14 protein-coding genes are annotated in these 17,341 nt (G+C 64.1%); 2 read left to right on the top strand and 12 right to left on the bottom strand.

Features of this window, described 5'->3' with window-relative positions; all coding sequences use genetic code 11:
* Positions 1 to 144: 144 nt before the first annotated feature.
* From RN01_RS27565 to RN01_RS27575, 3 genes are read right to left on the bottom strand one after another with little or no spacing between them, the layout of a single operon-like run.
* Complete coding sequence (locus RN01_RS27565) at positions 145 to 2,391, bottom strand: polysaccharide biosynthesis tyrosine autokinase (RefSeq protein ID WP_024570607.1); 2,247 nt, start codon at positions 2,389 to 2,391, stop codon at positions 145 to 147.
* A complete protein-coding gene (locus RN01_RS27570) occupies positions 2,391 to 2,885 on the bottom strand; it encodes a low molecular weight protein-tyrosine-phosphatase (RefSeq protein ID WP_017510949.1) in 495 nt (164 codons plus the stop codon). Before RN01_RS27570 ends, RN01_RS27565 begins: the two co-directional genes overlap by 1 nt.
* 3 nt (positions 2,886 to 2,888) lie before the next feature.
* Positions 2,889 to 3,977 carry a polysaccharide biosynthesis/export family protein gene (locus tag RN01_RS27575; protein ID WP_017510948.1) on the bottom strand — a complete coding sequence of 363 codons (1,089 nt, stop codon included), beginning with the start codon at positions 3,975 to 3,977 and terminating at the stop codon, positions 2,889 to 2,891.
* Positions 3,978 to 4,314: 337 nt separating this feature from the next.
* Here RN01_RS27575 and RN01_RS27580 point away from each other — a divergent pair, with 337 nt between their 5' ends.
* Entirely contained in the window at positions 4,315 to 5,076 is a 762-nt protein-coding gene (locus RN01_RS27580; RefSeq protein WP_017510947.1) for a ChbG/HpnK family deacetylase, read from the top strand.
* A gap of 33 nt (positions 5,077 to 5,109) precedes the next feature.
* Here the strand turns inward: RN01_RS27580 and RN01_RS27585 are convergent, their stop codons facing one another.
* From RN01_RS27585 to RN01_RS27600, 4 genes are all read right to left on the bottom strand, one after another.
* Complete coding sequence (locus RN01_RS27585) at positions 5,110 to 6,336, bottom strand: glycosyltransferase family 4 protein (protein ID WP_017510946.1); 1,227 nt, start codon at positions 6,334 to 6,336, stop codon at positions 5,110 to 5,112.
* Positions 6,333 to 7,478 carry a glycosyltransferase family 4 protein gene (locus RN01_RS27590; RefSeq protein WP_017510945.1) on the bottom strand — a complete coding sequence of 382 codons (1,146 nt, stop codon included), beginning with the start codon at positions 7,476 to 7,478 and terminating at the stop codon, positions 6,333 to 6,335. Before RN01_RS27590 ends, RN01_RS27585 begins: the two co-directional genes overlap by 4 nt.
* Positions 7,479 to 7,521: 43 nt before the next feature.
* Positions 7,522 to 8,142: a putative colanic acid biosynthesis acetyltransferase gene (locus RN01_RS27595; protein ID WP_017510944.1), complete on the bottom strand. Its 621-nt coding sequence runs from the start codon at positions 8,140 to 8,142 to the stop codon at positions 7,522 to 7,524.
* Between the two features lie 142 nt (positions 8,143 to 8,284).
* Positions 8,285 to 9,547, bottom strand: a complete 1,263-nt coding sequence (locus RN01_RS27600; protein ID WP_017510943.1) for a glycosyltransferase WbuB — start codon at positions 9,545 to 9,547, stop codon at positions 8,285 to 8,287.
* Positions 9,548 to 9,869: 322 nt separating this feature from the next.
* Here RN01_RS27600 and RN01_RS27605 point away from each other — a divergent pair, with 322 nt between their 5' ends.
* Positions 9,870 to 11,273 (top strand): lipopolysaccharide biosynthesis protein, encoded by a 1,404-nt coding sequence (locus tag RN01_RS27605; protein WP_017510942.1) that lies wholly within the window; start codon positions 9,870 to 9,872, stop codon positions 11,271 to 11,273.
* A gap of 168 nt (positions 11,274 to 11,441) precedes the next feature.
* On the opposite strand, the gene RN01_RS27610 is transcribed toward RN01_RS27605, so the two are convergent.
* The 5 genes from RN01_RS27610 to RN01_RS27630 form a co-directional block, all read right to left on the bottom strand.
* Positions 11,442 to 12,881, bottom strand: coding sequence for a hypothetical protein (locus tag RN01_RS27610; RefSeq protein WP_017510941.1), 1,440 nt, complete (start codon positions 12,879 to 12,881; stop codon positions 11,442 to 11,444).
* Between the two features lie 37 nt (positions 12,882 to 12,918).
* Positions 12,919 to 13,920 (bottom strand): GDP-L-fucose synthase, encoded by a 1,002-nt coding sequence (locus tag RN01_RS27615; RefSeq protein ID WP_024570605.1) that lies wholly within the window; start codon positions 13,918 to 13,920, stop codon positions 12,919 to 12,921.
* The gene (gene gmd, locus RN01_RS27620) at positions 13,904 to 15,109 is read right to left on the bottom strand and encodes a GDP-mannose 4,6-dehydratase (protein ID WP_017510939.1); all 1,206 of its coding nucleotides are present in this window, start codon (positions 15,107 to 15,109) and stop codon (positions 13,904 to 13,906) included. Before gmd ends, RN01_RS27615 begins: the two co-directional genes overlap by 17 nt.
* A gap of 178 nt (positions 15,110 to 15,287) precedes the next feature.
* Positions 15,288 to 16,217: a LuxR C-terminal-related transcriptional regulator gene (locus RN01_RS27625; protein WP_017510938.1), complete on the bottom strand. Its 930-nt coding sequence runs from the start codon at positions 16,215 to 16,217 to the stop codon at positions 15,288 to 15,290.
* Positions 16,218 to 17,014: 797 nt separating this feature from the next.
* Positions 17,015 to 17,323, bottom strand: a complete 309-nt coding sequence (locus RN01_RS27630; RefSeq protein ID WP_008647801.1) for a YXWGXW repeat-containing protein — start codon at positions 17,321 to 17,323, stop codon at positions 17,015 to 17,017.
* Between the last annotated feature and the right edge of the window lie 18 nt (positions 17,324 to 17,341).

Raw genomic sequence — 17,341 nt, forward strand, 5'->3', positions numbered from 1 at the left:
GCCAAGAATGCAGGCTGTCAACAGCAATCTACGAAATCAAAATTGAAATGTAGATGCTGACCTACAACACCGAATCAACAGCCTTTTCCGAATACCCAGAAAAGGCCGCTTCCGAAGAAGCGGCCTTGTCATTCCTGGCGTGGTTCACGCCTGCTTGGCGTGATCGTGGCCGTAGCGGTTCAGGTAGCGGTACTTGCCGAAGTGGTAATGCGAGCGGTACCAGCGTCCTTCGATCTTGAGCCCATTGAACAGCACGCCCTTGATCTCGCCACCTGTCTGCTCCACCAGGCGGCGTGCGGCGGTAAGTTCGGCGGTCGTGGTCTTGTCAGCGCGAGCCACCATGAACACCGCGCCGGCCTTCGGGGCCAGGATGCCGGCATCGGATGCCGCCAGAACCGGAGGCGTGTCGATCAGCACGAGGTCATAGCGTGAACGCAGCTCCGCGAGCAGCGTGTCCATGCCGGGGCTCTGCAGCAGGTCCGCCGCAAGCGGCGGCTCCGCGCCGGTCGCGATGAAGTCCACACCGGGCGCCACGTCGTGCTGGATGACCTGGTCGAGCCGCGTGCCAGTCAGTGCCTCGGTCAGGCCGGGTTTGCGCGACACATTGAAGCGCTCGTTGAGCAGACCACGGCGCAGGTCGCTGTCGACCAGAATCACCTTGCGCCCGGCGGCGGCCGCGACCACAGCGAAGTTGACGCTGACAAACGACTTGCCGGCCTCGGGCGACGGGCCCGTGAAGACCACGACGTTGTTGCGCTGCGCGGAGAGCAGCGCGAACTGCAATGCCGTGCGGAACGCACGCAGGCTTTCGATGGCCGGATCGTCCGGCTGGTCGAGTGCCAGCACATCGCCGCCGCTCTCCTTGTTGCGTGCCAGGCGGGCCTGGTTCGGACTCATGGGAATCGTGGCGTAGACGGTCATGCCGCATTGCGTCTCGATCTCTTCGGCGTCGGTGATGCCGCCATCGAAGACGCGGCGCACCCCAACCGCGAGCAGTCCCATGACGACAGCCATCGCCACCGATACGCCCGTGACCAGCATCCGGTTTGGACGCACCGGCTTGATCGGCACGTCGGCGGCGTCGATCAGGCGTGCCGTGCCGACCTTGCTGGCCTTCAGCAGCCGCAGTTGCTGCACGTCATTGAGCAAGGACTGGTAAAGCTCCGTGTTGACCTTCACATCGCGCATCAGGCGCACCACATCCTGTTCCACGTCCGGCAGCTTCTGGATCTTGCCGGAGACGCCGTTGAGCTGCGCGGTCAGGCCTGCGATCTGGCTATCCAGGATTTCGATCGTGGGGTGATTCGCGGTGAAGCGCACGATCAGTTCCTGGCGCTTCTGACGCAGTTCCTGCAGCTTGCCCTGGATCTGCACCGACTGCGCCAGGATCAGCTTCGATTCCTCGCTGAGGTCGATCGTGCCGCGCTGGTTGCGCATCGCGTTGTAGCGTGCCTCGGAGGTTTCCATCTGCTGCTTGAGCTGCGGCAACTGGCTTTCGAGGAAGTTCACCGACTTCTCGGCTTCCGCGGCCTTGCGGCGCAGGTTCTGGTCCACGTACTCGGTGGCGATCTCGTTCAGGATGGCGGCGGCCGTGACGGCCGATGTGTCCTCCAGCGCCACGCCGATCACGCCGCTCTGCTTGCCGCGCTCGCCGATCATCAACTGGTCCTGCAGGTTGGCGATGGCGGTGGCGCGTGGCACGCGGCGCACGCGGAACTGGGTGCCGGCGCGCGCGTCCAGCTGGCTGATGTCGATCGAGACGGTGCCGCTGTCCGTGGCTACCGTCAGCGGCTGGCCGACCGTGCCTTCGGCGGATTTCTCGCTGCTGGCGAACTCGAGCCGGTACTTGCCGTCGCCCAACGCTGTCACCACCATGCGGCGGTCTTCCATCTGCTCCGGCACGTCGAGCCGGTCGACCACGATCGACTCGCTGCCCCAGGCGAACCCGCCAAAGCCGAATAGCCCCGGCTTCGACAGCTCCTTGTTGTAGCTGGCGATCGATGCGCCGATAAGCGGGAAATAGCGTGGCTTGGCGTCGATGTCGAGACGCAGCGTTTCCACTGCCTTGCCCACTACCGCACGTGAGCGCAGCAGTTCCATCTCGGCCGTGGCTGCCGGTTTCACGTCGAGCCCCGGCGAAATGCTGGCGATCAGCTTGCTCGCGTTATTGGTCGGGTTGGATTCCTCCACCTGGACCATGATGTCGGCGCGGTAGATCGGGCGGGCCATCAGCGCGTACAACAGGCCGACGCCGAGGATCGTCCCCGCGACGACGAGGAAGGTCCAGCGATAGCGAATCAGCACATCGACATAGGACGTCATGTCGACGGCGTTGTCGCTTTCCTCCCATGGCTCTGGCGAGGGCTCTCGGAAATGCCTTACGTTACTCATCATGCCCCTCCGTGGCGGTGTGCCGGTTCTGCCGCATGAATTCTTGCCGACCAGGATTCAACCCCCATCTTGATCAGCCCAAGCGCGATGACGAACATGCTCATCGATCCGCTGAACGGATCTGGCACGTCGGTCTGTTCCTGTTCGCACAGGCGATAGGTCTTGCCGCGCGCCTGGGGGTACATGTCCTCCAGCGCGTCGCGTTGCTCTTCATCCATGACCAGCACGAGGTCCGCGCCGGCGACGAGCGCCGCGCTCACGGCGCGCGCGCGGTGGTCGGTCAGATCGCTGCCCTCCACCGCCAGCAGGCGCACCGCGCGCGGATCGGCCGCGGCGCCTACCGGTGGTGCCAGGCCCGCTGACAGCACGCGGCACTGCGGCAGCGCGCGGCCAAGCAGTGCCGCCGCCATCGGGCTGCGGCAACGGTTCCCGATACACACCACGAGGATCGACCGGATGAATGCTGCTTCCTTTTCCTCTCTCATGACTTCCATGTCTTATGGCTTGACAATGGTGGCCGTGCCGACGACCGGCTGGATCAGCAGCGTCATCACACGGCTCCAGCGCACGAGGTCACGCGCATCCACGTAGACCACGTCCTTGGGTTCGAGCTCGAAGCTCTCGGCGATGGCCAGCGCCACCGGCGACGTGCCGTCGAGGTGGTACACCTTCGGCTTGCCGTCGGTGGCCCGGCGAATCACAAAGATCTGTTCGGCGTTGGCCGACGACGGATTCACACCACCGGCATCGCCCAGTGCTTCGTTCAGCGTCATGCGGCCGTTGCGCATCAGTAGCGACGACGGCTTGACCACCTCGCCTGTCACGAAAATCTTGCTGTCCTCGCGTTGCTCCACGCGAACGATGTCGCCCGATTGCAGCAGAATCCGTGCGGGGTCCGTACCCTTGGTCAGCAGTGCCGGAATGTTGACGTACCAGCTGCGTTCACCACGTGTGACACGGACGCGGCTGTTGTCGCCGGTCAGGTTAAGCACGCCGCCGGCGCGGTTCAGCGCCTCGACCAATGTCATTGGCGCATCGTCGATCGCCAGCATCCCCGGGGTCTTGACCTCCCCATCCACGTAGACGCGCTGGCTGCGGAATCCGAGCACGCGCACGGTCATCTGCGGGTCACGCACCACGCGCGACAGGATGCGCGCCATCTCGTCGCGCACTTCGTTGGCGGTCTTGCCTGCCACCCGCATCACCCCGGCGTAAGGAAACTGGATATCACCCGCGGGGCTCACCACGTAGCCAGGCATATTGGAGCCACCGCTCGACGTCGGAATCTCGAAGGCCGCGCCGATGCTGTACGTCTGCGTTGGGAACACCAGTTCGGGGTGGTCCCAGACCACGACCGAGATGATGTCGCCCGGGCCGATACGGTAAGGCGTTGGCGTGCCGTACAGTTCCTCCACGCCGGCATTGGTCGGCTTGGAGTGCGCCTGCTGTTCGTGCACGAGGTCGAGCGTGATGGGTGTGACATCGGGCATCGCGTTCGGGCTCACCGCATTGACCGGCGCACTGGAGCTGAACTGCATCCCCGGAGACACCGCGCACGCGCTCAGCAGCAGCGCCGCGCAGGCCATGGCAAGCGTGGCTCCCAGCGTATGAAACGATCCGGCATCCTGCCTGCAGGCGGCGTGGTCAGGGCATCTCTTCACGGCATCCTCTCCGCAGTCGTTGAAACGAGCGCGGACATCGCAGTCCCGCGCATTTACGTGCATCGTAGGAGCCTGCAATGTGCGCTATCGGTGCGTTTCACCACATTGACGTCCGAAGGACTGGCCTAATGGCCTTTGTCGCGCCGATGTGTTGCGCGGCGCACGGAAGGCCCCTTGACGTGCCGCGTATCGTTCGCACCACTGGCCGCGCATCCGGCCCGTCGGCGCATTCTTGCCGCACCAAAAACAAGGAGGGGGAAGCATGAAGGGCGTGATCATCAACGCCGACGATTTCGGCTATGACGACGATACGTTTCAGGCCACTGTTGCCTGCTTCGACGCTGGGCTGCTGACCAGCGCTACGATCCTGGCGGGCAGCCCGGCGACAGCACGCGCCTGCCAGTACGCGCGAGACAATCACAGCCGGTTCTCGTTCGGGCTGCACTTCAATATCGTGGAAGGGCGGCGCCCGCATGGCGCGTCTTCCACGCTGTGCCGCAAGGACGGCTCGCTGTTCCCGCCGAAGATCCAGCGCGCCCGCGCGATGGCGGGCCTGATCGACGCCGCCGATATCCGGCGCGAGTTCCGGCTCCAGCTCGACGAACTGCGCGATCACGGCGTGAACGTGTCGCACGTCGATGGGCATGGCCATCTGCACAAGTACCCCGCCGTCATGCGGGTGCTGCGCGACGAAATGCTGCGCGCCGGCATCGAGCGTGTCCGGCCGCCGCAGAACTGCTACTTCCTGAAGAACCACATGCGCGGCGCGATGAACGTGATGCTGCTGCGCCACTTCAACGGCCTGCGCAGCCCGGACTTCTACGTGGGCGCGGATACGCGTCAGCAGGGATGGGCGCTGCGGTTGCCGGCCATGCTGCCAGAAGGCGTGACCGAGATGTCGGTGCACCCGGGATTCGCCGAGCCATGGCGCCGGGAAGAAGGTGAGCCGCTGATGCATCCGACGCCCCTTGCCACGGCGTTCAGGCAGGCCGGGGTCGTGTTGATGCGCTATCACGACATTTGACCGATATCTGACCCGCCCTTGCCGCTGCCCCGGTCAGTCGGGGCAGTGGCTGATATCCGCCACCGCGCGCGCCAGAACGGCCTCGGCGCGTCCGCGTTGAGCCTGGAAGTCGGCGAGCAGCGCGGCACGCTGCCCTTCGGCCTGCGTGTGGGCCTGCGTGTCAGCGAGCATCATGTTCCGCAGGTAAGCGATGGCGGCTTCGGCAAAGTCCGCGTCGGCCGGCACCAGCACGCCATTGCGCTCGTCGATCATGGACCCGATACAGCCACGGTCATGCGCAACGACGGGCACACCATGGCTGTGCGCTTCAAGCACGATCAGCGGGGCCGCTTCGTTGTGATAGGTCGTCGGGAACATCAGCACGTCGATATCCTGGAAGAACGCCTCCTTCTCCGTGCCATGAATCGGACCGAGGTAGCGCGTGCAGGGCGTGCGGGCCAGTTCCGTATCGAACCTCGCGCGGATATCGCGTGCCACTGGCCCCGCGATCCGGGCGCAAACCGGGATGCCGATCTCCTGCGCCAGACGCACTACCTCCAGAAATGTGAAGATTCCCTTGGCGGCGGTGATGTTCGACAGGAAACCGACGTTGATCACTTCCGAATGCCGGCGGGCCGGCGCCTCTGCCGATGTCGATGTCGATGCAGGCAGGTCGATGAGGCTCAGGTTGGACAGTACCTGGACACGGTCCGGGGTCAGCCGGTAGAGGCGGGCCAGCTCCGCGCGCATCCGGTCGCACAGCGTCAGATGCCTGCCGCGCGGCGCGCAACGCAGGATCAGACGCGTGTACCACGTGGGCCGGTTGATGTACGCGAAGCTGTGATGATGGAAGTAGATGTCCATGCCGGACCAGTGCGCCAGTGCCACGAAAGGGGCGTCGAGCAGTTGGCCAAGACCGCCAGAGAGCCCCATGTACAGCGTATGCGGCCGGTTGCCGGGCTTGCGGTCCGTCACGAGCCGGACCATGCGCCAGAGTTGCCGTGCGCGATTGCCCAGCGCGTGTAAGCCGCCGAACCGGCCGGACGCCCGTGGCGCGACGTCCAGCACCACGACGGGCGCGTGCTGACGAATCTGGTCCACCATGCGCTGGTTCGACGCCGAGAAGCCGTGATGCGGCGGCGGAAGCGGCCCGAGGAACAGCACCGGCCGCGCAACTGCTGCCGGTGCGCCAGCTTGCGCGAGAGACTGCGCCGGCGATGGCGGGATGTCATCGTCGACTGGCTGCCGGGCGATGGGACCGAGGGTATTGGGTATCGTCATGTTCGGGCCCTCTTCAGTATCTTCTGGCAGCCTTTGATGATGGATCGGCCGGCGCGGGCAGGTGTGTACTTTCGCACCACCTCAACGCAGTTCCGCATGGTGGCCTGGACGTCGGCGAAGCTGCTGGTCGCCTTCAACAGCACGCGCGCCAGATCGTCGACGTCGCGCGTGACGAACGTATGGCCCGTGCGGCCTTCCTTGATCAGTTCGGGGATGCAACCGCAGCAATCGCTGACCACTGCCGGGCAGCCATAGTTGAGCGCTTCGTTCACGACCAGGCCCCAGGCTTCCGTGTGGCTCGGCAGTACCAGGCACGTCGAGCGCGAGTACTGCTGCGCCAGTTGATCGATATCCATGGCGCCCAGGAACTGCACGGCATCGCCAAGGCCCAGTGACCGCGCCAGTTCCGGCAACTGGTCGGCCTCGACGACAGGTCCTGCCAGTACCAGCGTGGCGGCCGGCAGTTGCCTGCGCACTTCCACGAACGCCCGGAGTAGGTCCTCGATGCCCTTGGCGCGGCATACCAGGCCCGCGAACAGGAAACGTGGCGCCTCCGCTGTCGGTGCGTTGGCGATCCGCATTCGGGTGGCTTCGGCCGCGTTGTACGAGTGCGGCAGCGCGGCGGCCTGGCAATGGCAGATGACTTTCGTGGGGTCGGCACCCATTGCGATCGCGTACTCGGCGGAGCGTCGGCCGTAGACGAACACGCCATCGCACCGGCTGAAGAAGAACCGCTTCAGCCGCCGCTTCATCGGATGGTCGACTTGGTCCTGGATGGTGGAATCGCAGAACACGGCACGACGCTTGCCACTCAACATGCACGCTACCAGCATTGCCCAGAACTCCACGCGATGGTAGCCAGGCATCAGGATCAGACGGTTCTTCGAACGCCAGACCTCGCGCATGAGCCGCAGCGACATCTTCCACGTCGGTATCGCCTCGTACGGTTCATCGAAAAGAATCTCGTACGGGTACCGGTGATAACTGGTGTCGACGCTGCTGTAGGCCGTGCGCCCGTATCCCGTGGACGAGATATGGAAGAAGCGCACCTTATGCCCGGCTTTGTGTGCGTGAGAGAAAGCTTCGCTGAATACGGCTCCCTTGTACCTAGGCCATAGGATGTTGTGATAGATGTCGATCATTGGCAGCCATGAGTTCCCTGTTTGGTTTCCGCATTCCCGTTATCTAGTTGACTTGAGCGGAATCTCGTTCTGATGGCGCGGCCGCCTGCGAATGCGGACGCGTCTGGTTCCGCGGGGCAGTGTCCAGGCGTGGCCGCAACGGCCGGCAAGGACTGCCCACACAGAGCATGCCGGCAGGCATGTCGGTGAATACCGCGCTGCGGGCGCCGATCACGGCGCCTTTGCCGATGCTGACGCCCGGCGCGATAAAGGTGTGGCTGGCCACCCACGCCTCGTCCGCGATGCGGATAGGGCGTCCCTGGATGGCGAAGTCGCTGCTGCGGTAGTCATGGTCGCCGCCGCACAGGTAGCTGAACTGGGATACCACCGCGTGATTGCCGATCTCGATTTCGGCCAGGCTGTATAGCTCGGCGCCGTCACCGATCCACGCGTAGTCGCCGATGCTGACTTTCCACGGATAGGTGATGCGGACGCTGGGCCGGATGACGACGTGATGGCCCACGCGCGCGCCAAAGCGGCGCAACAGCCAGCAGCGGAACCCGTTGGCGAAATGCGGAGAGTGATGAAAGAACAGGCTCTGGACGCACCACCACAGTTGCACGACAACGGCGGAGCGGCCACGGAAGCCGGGTGGCATGCGGAAAGTCGACAGGTCCTGAAACATACAGCAGGCTCCTAATGCCGGGCTGGAACCAGCCCGAGCCTTGTTCCCGGTCAGGCCGGTGACGATAGTTTCATCATGGCCGCGCGCTGGCGTGCGTACCGTACGCCAGACCACAAAGCGGTCACATGACGTGTGCCCGGCCTTATTTCCCGGCGATGTCGGCGGCGGCCTGATCGGCCACGCCACGTGGGGCACGCAATCGCAGCAACGTTCGCTCGAATTCCGCCAGCACGGCATCCCGGTCGAGATGCGCGGCTGCCCAGGCCTTTCCGGCCGAACCAAGAGCCTGACGGCGCGGCGGATCGTCGGCCAGCGCCGCGATGGCATCGGCCATTGCCACGCTGTTGCCGGGTTCGACCAGCGAGCCGAACTGAATGACCAGCTTGCCCAACTCGGTGTCCGGTGCAGCAGTGGCCACCACGGGTTTGCCGCTGGCGAGCATGTTCGTGAGCTTGGACGGCAGCACGAGGTCGGCGGCGTCGGCCCGCTGGGGCATCAGGTGGATGTCGGCACAATCGAGCAACGCCGGGAAGTCTTCGGCCGATTGCAGCGGGAGGAAATGCACGCGTGCCAGGCCTTCGCATTGCGCGCGCAATGCCGGCACGCCGGCGCCTGCGCCGCAGATGATGAAATGAAGGTCATCGCGCGAGCACAGGTGCCGCGCCGCGTCGGCCAGGATCTCGATGCCCTGCTTGGTGCCGATGGTGCCGGAATATAGCGCCACGACGGCGTTCGCCGGTATCCCAAGGCGTGCGCGGAAATCCGCCTCGCCACGGCGTGCCAGTGCCGCCAGGTCTACCCAGTTCGGCAGCATGGACACGCGCGTGGCGTCCACGCCTTTCTGGCGTGCCAGTGCCACCATCGTGTGCGAGATCGATGACACATGGTCATAGCGCCGCATGATGAAGCGCTCGAACGTACTCGCCATGCGTTGCGGCAGGCCGCCCTTGAGCAGCCCCAGCTTGAAGGCGGCATCGACCTCGTAGTCCTGGATATGCAGCCATGCCTTCGCGCCGGTGAGCCGGGCGAATAACAGCGTCGCGGGGCTGCAGAACAATGGCGGCTCGACCGTGAACACCACGTCGGGGCGCCATGCCACCTGGCGTGCCAGCCATCCAAGGCTGGTGACGGCGAACGACGCGAGATGCAGCAGTCGCTTCACGCCGGACGGATGCTCTGGCACCCACAGTGGCGCGCGCATGACGTCGACGGCGTGGCGCATCTCGCGCCGGTAGCGCAGGCCCCGGTATGCCCGGTCGATCTTCCAGGCAGGGTAGTAGGGCGGCGCCGTGATCACGCGCACCTGATGCCCGCGCGCGGCAAGCCATTCGGCCTGTTCTCCGGTGTACTTGCCGATACCAGTCAGTTCCGGCGCGTAGTTGAGGCAATAAAGCAGGATTTTCATCGGTCTACTTCAGTACTGCCGCCCCGGGCTGGTCAGGGCGGAGGTATCCATTCGGGACCTACCGTCGGTCAGTGCGACAAGGCGGGTCATTCACGTGCGAAGTGTAGGGAGAGTCGCCGGAAGGGAACGTTCGCCTCCGCACGCACGCGCCAGCGCCTGGCACGGTTGTGCGCGAGCGAACAGAAGCGGATGGGTCAGGGGACTACGCTCCAATGCCGGGCGGTCCTGCATCGTGCGTGTCCGCGCGTCCCTATTTGCCAAGCCGATGCCATGAACGGCATCGGCGAACATCAATCTGAAGCCTGGCCATCTGGAGGTATGTGTGACGACCATCAAGGGGGAGTTGCTGGAGGGTGAAACCGAAACCGGGATGGCGGCGGCCGCGCAAGGCGGGCAGTACGGCGCGGCCGCGGAGCGGGCCAGCGAGGCCAAGCGGGCGTTGCGCCTGGCCGTGGCAAGCTCGATGGTGTCGAAGGTTTGCAGCATCGGCTTGCAGGCCGTCAGCATTCCGCTCTTCGCCCGGGTGCTGGACACCGACGATTTCAGCGCGATGATGGTCTACTTCGGCGTGACGGCATGGCTGTCGCTGGTGGCGATCGGTATCTGGCCGACCGTCACTTCCATCGCTGCCGACGATCGGCGGCGCGGGCAACTGGCAGGTGTGCTGACGGTGTCGTGGGTGGGGCTGTCGGCGATCTTCGCGTCGCTGATCGTGCTGGTGCTGATCCTGCGGCCGGTACTCGAACAAAGTGGCATCAACCTGTTCTCCGCCAGACACTACAGTCTCTTCACCGCGGCGCTGGTCTGCTATGCGATGCTGACCGTTCTGTCCGTGGGCGAGGCGGTGAACCAGGGGCAGCATCGTCAGCATGTGAACAACCTGATTACCGCGGCGGGCAGCATTCTGAACGTCGTGTTCATCCTGCTGGTGACCTATTTCCGCCCGCCCGGCCAGGAACATGTCGATGTGACGTTGCTGTTCGTGGCCAGCCAGGCCGGTTTCATCCTGATCCGCGTGGTGAACATGATCGGCGTGGTGGTACGCGCCGGATGGCCTCATGCTTTTCCTGGCAAGGCGTTCGCGCGCGAGCTGGCACGCAATTCCTGGTCGCTCCTGCAGGCGCAACTGGCTGTGGTTTTCCTGCAGCAGGGCGCGGTGCTGCTGTGCTACGAAACCGACATGCCGCGCGATGCCGCGCTGCTCGCCTTGCTCTTTCGCGCCAACCTGCTGCTGCATAGCTTCGTCTACATGATCAACCAGCCGCTCTGGCCGATCATTCATCGCAACATGCTGGCGGGCGACTGGCAGTGGGTGATCAGGATTTATCGCAAGCTGGCCACGTGCTACGTGGCCTACGGGCTGCTAGCCATTGTCGGCGCGGCATGCGTTGGTGGCGCGGCGGTGTCGCTGTGGACGGCCGGTGAATACCCGATCTCCAACAAGCTCGCTACGCTGTGCGCCGTCTACTTCGCCTTGCTGGTAACGTCGGCGGCGAGCACGCCGGTGCTGATGGGCGCGAAGGCGTTCGTCAGCCTGGGCAACATCGGCATGGCCGAGTTTCTGGCTGCTGGCGTGCTCTGCACCATCCTTTACTTCGCCGATGCGGTCAGCTTCCCGCATGTGGTGGAGGCGCTGATCGCGGCCAATGCCATGACCGCTCTCTGGATGATGCCGACGCAGGCCATCGTGCGACTGAGCCGGGGCTCGCTGGATGCGCAGCACTGAGACGTTGGCTGACGCTCCGGCGGTGCCGGAACGTGGCATGGGCCATGCGAGGGGAGGGACACGCCTCCGTTCGCTTTGATCTCGCCGACGTAGATACTGGCGGGTCCAGCGAACGCAAGCGGAAGTGCAAGCGCAAGCGCAAACGTGGACGTGGACGAAGCGAATCGACTAGATGGCCGGACGGATTGGCGCGGGGCCTAGCGGGCGAACATTGCGGGAGCGCCGGGTATGGAGCCTGCGCTTGCCGGAAACGAACCAGCCGATGGTGAGAAAGGCCATCAAGGCGCCGCTGCCGTAGGCCACGGCGATCATCAGCGCGCCGCGCAGCGCGAAGATCAGGAAGATCGAGAAATAGATACCGGCGGGCAGCGCCATGATGCCGCCGCTACGGCAGAGCTTGTCCAGCAGCCGCACGATAAACGCCAGGGCAATTGCGTAGGCGATCACGCCAAATGCGAAGAAGTCGATGTAGGCCTCCGCGATCAGCGGCGCCGACAGGTTGTCGAAATCGAGCTTGTAGTACGCCATCAGGAACTGGCCGATCTCGATGCCCGTGGCGAGCGGCTTGGTTTCCCAAAGCGTGTGTGGCACGAAGAAAAGCAGACTGCCCGCCAGCTGGTGGCCATAGCTCAGGCCGTCGCGGTTCACCATCTCGATGACCGTGGCGATGTTGGCCCATGCGTCGTAGTGCAGATCAAGGAAGTGCGAGAAATACAGCCACGGATCGAGGATCTCCGACGGCTGCCATGCCGACAGGTCGGTGTGCGTGAAGATCGACAGCAACGGAAAGAAGACGCCGGTCAGAAGCACGAGCGTCGATACCAGGCGGCGAGGCGTGCGGGAGAACCACGGCATCAGCATCAGCAACAGGCTCAGGTAGATCGGCCCGATGGCGTTGCGCTTCTCGATCAGCGGATTCTGGGTGATCAGCACACAGGCCAGCACGAACAGCGTGACCAGCAGCCAGAACGGCTGGCGCAGCAGCTTGCGCCCCTTCACGTTGACCAGCATCAGTAGCATCGGCACGGGCATGAAGCAGAGGTATTTCTGCACCAGAAGGTACTGCGGCGTGGCTTCGATCACTTCAGACTGCGCGCGCAGGTCGATGGTCTGCCAGGACAGCATTGCGGCCACTGCCGCCACGCCCAGCAGCACGAACGTGCGCGGCGCATTCAGGCGCAACGTGCGCACGAACGTGGGCGGACGTGGCCGACGCGTGCGCGACCGATGCTGGTCGCGCCGTTGCATGTAGTACCGCGTGGCAACGTAGGTCATCACGAACAGCGTGCAGAGCAGGTTGGTGCTCACCGCCAGGCTTTCCTCGAGCGTGGCCGTGTTGACCATATGCCATTCGTAATAGGCGCGCTGCACGGAGGGGGCTACGACGAGAAACAGCGTCTCGAAGAGCAGCACGCTAGAGTTCGCCAGCGATGGGACGCGTTCCCGCACGTGCAGCAACCAGTGGATGATGACCATCGCGGTCAGCATCAGGGTCGACAGCAGCAACATCGGCGAGTCCATATGCGATATCGCATGGCAGTAGCCGACGATCAGCAACAGCGTGCCCGCCAGCAGGGTGTCCCATACGAAGTTGCGCTGCAAACGCATGTTGGTCTCCCGGGAGTCGCTTGGCTCGTTCGAACCGCTAGGTTGGCGTGGCCAGCGCTTCCGGCTCGACGCTGAGCCGTCCGCTCGAAAGCGCCTCCTGGTAGGTCGATCGCAGGCCGGATTCCAGCGACACCTGCGGCTGCCAGCCGGTTGCGTTGATAAGGCCGCAGTCGAGCATCTTGCGTGGCGTCCCGTCCGGGCGCGTCGGGTCGAAAGCGATGTGGCCGCGATAGCCGACCACGCGCGCGATCAGCAGCGCCAGCTGTCGAATCGAGACTTCCTCTCCGCTCCCGACGTTCAGGAACCCTGCACCCTCCGTATGCGCCCGGTACGATACCTGGGGCAGGTCCATCACATGCAGGCAGGCGCGGGCGAGGTCGTCGGCGTGAAGGAATTCGCGCATCGGCGCACCGGAGCCCCACACGGCGACCTCCGGCGCATCCGCCAGCCTGGCCTCGTGGATGCGTCGGATCAATGCCGGGATGACGTGGCTGTTCTCGGGATGGTAGTTGTCGCCCGGACCATAGAGGTTCGTGGGCATCACGCTCCGGTAGTCGACGCCATACTGGCGGTTGTAGCTGTCGCACATCATCATGCCGGCGATCTTGGCGATCGCGTATGGCGCGTTGGTGGGCTCCAGCGCGCCGGTCAGCAACGCCGATTCCTGGATGGGCTGCGGCGCGAATTTCGGATAGATGCAACTCGAACCCAGGAACAGCAACTGCTCGACACCGCCGCGCCAGGCTTCGTGAATCACGTTGGCCGCGATCGTCAGGTTCTGCTGGATGAACTCGGCGGGATAGACGTTATTGGCATGGATGCCGCCCACGCGCGCGGCCGCCAGGTAGACCTGGGAGATCCGTTCGGTGGCGAAGAAATGGCGCACGTCTTGCTGTTCGGTCAGATCCAGTTCACGGTGGGTGCGCAGGACCAGTTCCACGTCGCCACGCGCGGCCAGCGCGCGCACGATCGCGGAACCGACCATGCCGCGATGGCCGGCCACGAACACTCTCGGGCGGGCGTCACTCATGGTAGTCATAGGTCCTGAAGCCGGCCATCTTGACCAGCGCGTCACGCCGCGCGGCCACGAAGTCCGCTTCGATCATTTCGTGCACCAGTTCGTCGAACGTGATGCGTGGGGACCAGCCCAGTTGCTCGCGTGCCTGCGTTGGGTCGCCCAGCAGCGTCTCGACTTCGGTCGGGCGGAAGTAGCGCGGGTCCACGCGCACGATCACGTCGCCGACCTTGCAGCGTGAGGACAACTCGCGGCGTGAGCTGTCGATGTGGGAAATGATGCCGACCTCGTCGACGCCGCTGCCCTCGAAGGTGACCGTCAGCCCGAGCTTCTGTGCGGAGAGCGTGACGAACTCGCGCACGCTGTGTTGCTCGCCCGTGGCGATGACGAAATCACGCGGCGTTTCCTGCTGCAGCATCAGCCACTGCATCTCGACGTAGTCGCGTGCATGGCCCCAGTCGCGCAGCGCGGACAAATTGCCAAGATAGAGCACTTCCTGCAGGCCCAGCGCGATGCGCGCGATGGCGCGCGTGATCTTGCGGGTGACGAACGTCTCGCCACGCACGGGGCTTTCGTGATTGAACAGGATGCCGTTGCACGCGTACATGCCATAGGCTTCGCGGTAGTTCACGGTGATCCAGTAGGCGTAGAGCTTGGCCACGGCATACGGGCTGCGCGGATAGAACGGCGTGGTTTCCTTCTGCGGAATCTCCTGCACCAGCCCATACAGTTCGGACGTGGATGCCTGGTAGAAGCGCGTGCTTTGCTCCATGCCGAGAATCCGCATCGCCTCGAGCAGGCGCAGCGTGCCGACGGCGTCGGTGTTGGCGGTGTACTCGGGCTCCTCGAAGGACACCTGCACATGGCTCTGCGCCGCGAGGTTGTAAACCTCGTCTGGGCGGGCCTGCTGCACGACGCGCACGAGGCTTGCCGTATCGGTCATGTCGCCGTGATGGAGGATCAGCCTGCGGTCCGGCGCTTGCGGGTCCTCGTACAGATGATCGATACGCTCGGTATTGAACAGCGAACTGCGCCGCTTGATGCCGTGGACTTCGTATCCCTTGTCGAGCAGGTATTCGCACAGGTACGAACCGTCCTGGCCGGTGATGCCGGTAATCAGTGCCCGGCGCCGGCCATTGGCGCCGCGTGGCGTCGATGCATCGCCGGGCTTGTCGGCCGCGTCGAAGAGGTTATCCAGTTCGTTTACGCCCATGACAGTCACATTTTGGTTAGCAATACGCGGACTGTAGGGGGGGTGTCCTGAACCTACTGTCTGCTACCCCACACAGTGGCGGCACCCGGGCGTGACGTGCCCAATGTGCCGAGCCAAATGAAAAAGGCGCCTTCCGAGGAAGGCGCCCGCATGGCAGGGGTCCGGGAGATCCGGAGACTCAGACAGGCAAGCTGCTGTCGTACTGTGCGTCGGGACCGCGAGCGATCACGCGCCGCACACCGCCGTCGCGAGCCGAGTGTTCGTCGCCATGGACCCACTCGAGCGTTGCGCCGCGCTGCAATGCCGCATACACGGCTTCTCCCTTGTTGCGAACCTTGAGGCGCTGATAGAGCGTGCAGGCGTGGCTCTTCACGGTGGCCACCGAGATATTGAGCATCCGGCTGACGGTCTTGATCGGATACCCGCGTGCCAGCAGCACCAGCACTTCGTACTGGCGCGGCGTGATCTGCAGCATCTCTGCTTCGTCGTAGCCTGGCTCCTCCTCGACCATCGGCGACAACGGGGCAGCCGACGAACTGATCGGCTGGCCCGGGCGCAGACTCGTGAGGTCGCGCACGGCAACGGTGGTGCGCAGGACGCTGGCGCAAGCGCCGGGCGAAAGCGGCTCCTGCATGGCCGGTGGCAACGGCAATGGCGCAGCCGATGCCAGCGATTGCGTGGCATGCATGGCCGAGCGCGATGCCGATGGCGTCGCGCAGACCTCGCTTGCGAGCATCAGGCCCTGCACGCTAGAGATGGTCAGCCGGATGGCGGCCTCGATCACGGGCAGCGATGTGGACTTCGGCAGGCATCCGCAGATGCCGCGCGCGGCCTCCGCGTTGGGCACGTGCAGCGGCAAGGCGTCGGCCAGCACCAGGATGCGTTGCGGCGCCAGACGCTCGCGCGCCTGTTCGAGCTGCGCCCATCCGGAGGCTTGGTCGCCGGGCATGCCAAAGACCAGCAGTTCGGCATTTCGATGAGGTACTTCAGTTCGGGCAACGTCAGCTGGCGACAACGCAAGTACGTGACCGAATTCCTGAATGGTCTCGAGCATCTGCAACAGCCCGAGCCGGAGCAATGGATGCTCCTCGATAAGCAAGGCGTTCATTCTTCTTCACTCCCCGTTCATGGGCGAGCTGCGGGATGCTTTGCTTGCGGGAATCATTGCTGCGTCAGGACAGACAGCCGCCCCAATGGCGGTGCCGCGAAACTGCGCCAACCCCGTGCTTCCGTGTCAGTCTTTGTCCATTTGTCAGGATGGACTTGTCCGCGCGACCGGAAGTATGACCCGAACCCAAACCCGAAAGAAAATCTCGCTCCAAAATCGAACTTAAATTCATCTTATGGGCTGGTTGATCTGATTGCAAGCGGCTGGATTAGAGGCGGTGTCGGGATGGAATGAAGTCCGCCTCATAATCCGTCTCCAGATTCATTCATTTGGTGGCGTGCCTGCCCGCTAAGCCTTGCTGGACGTGCTGTCACAAGGGTTTCACGCTTGATACAGTGATTCCCGAGAATGTTTCACCGATGCAACCGATTTGAATGAAAGAGGTCTGACAATTATCAATTATTCACCCGGTTGGGGGGTGTGGCATTAACGAATATCGTGCTGGCTGACACACTGATGAAACCCATGAAAAAGGGCATTTATGCCATATATCCGGACATCGGGTTGACGCGGAATGGGAGTCGCACTAGTTCAAATGGATGAGGGATGTACCCCACTTCAGTAGGAGATAAAAGATTGCCTGTCGGCCGTCCGTCTCCCGGGTTCCCACCACCCTCGGCGAGACTGATCGGCTGGTAAACCTGGCGTTGTCGGGGTCACATGCCCATGCCCCAACCAACGCCAGGCTGCCGTTTTACCGATCGCGCCCACCTGGCGGAGCCATTCGTCCGTGCGGCTTATCGGCCCCAGTAGCCCGGGCGCTTGTACCACCCGTGCGGGCCACGCTCCCAGCGCTCGGGCACGTAGCGGTAGCCCGGGCGTGCCGATTGCCAGTAGCCGCCGCGCCAGGCGTAGTTGTCTCGAGCGTGGTCATAGTGGCCTGGTACCCAGACGTGGCCGGGCCGTGGCGCGGGGCGAACCTCGTGGCGCGGCGGCGGCGGTGGGCTTCGGTAGTAGTTGTCGTGCGCCTGGGCGCCCGGCGAAATCAGTCCGAAGACGCTGCCGGCGGCAAGCACGGCGGCGGCGAGCAGTAGCTGGCGTTTCATGATGTCTCCTTGGCTAGC

This window comes from Cupriavidus sp. SHE, assembly GCF_000812445.1.
Lineage (GTDB): Bacteria > Pseudomonadota > Gammaproteobacteria > Burkholderiales > Burkholderiaceae > Cupriavidus > Cupriavidus metallidurans.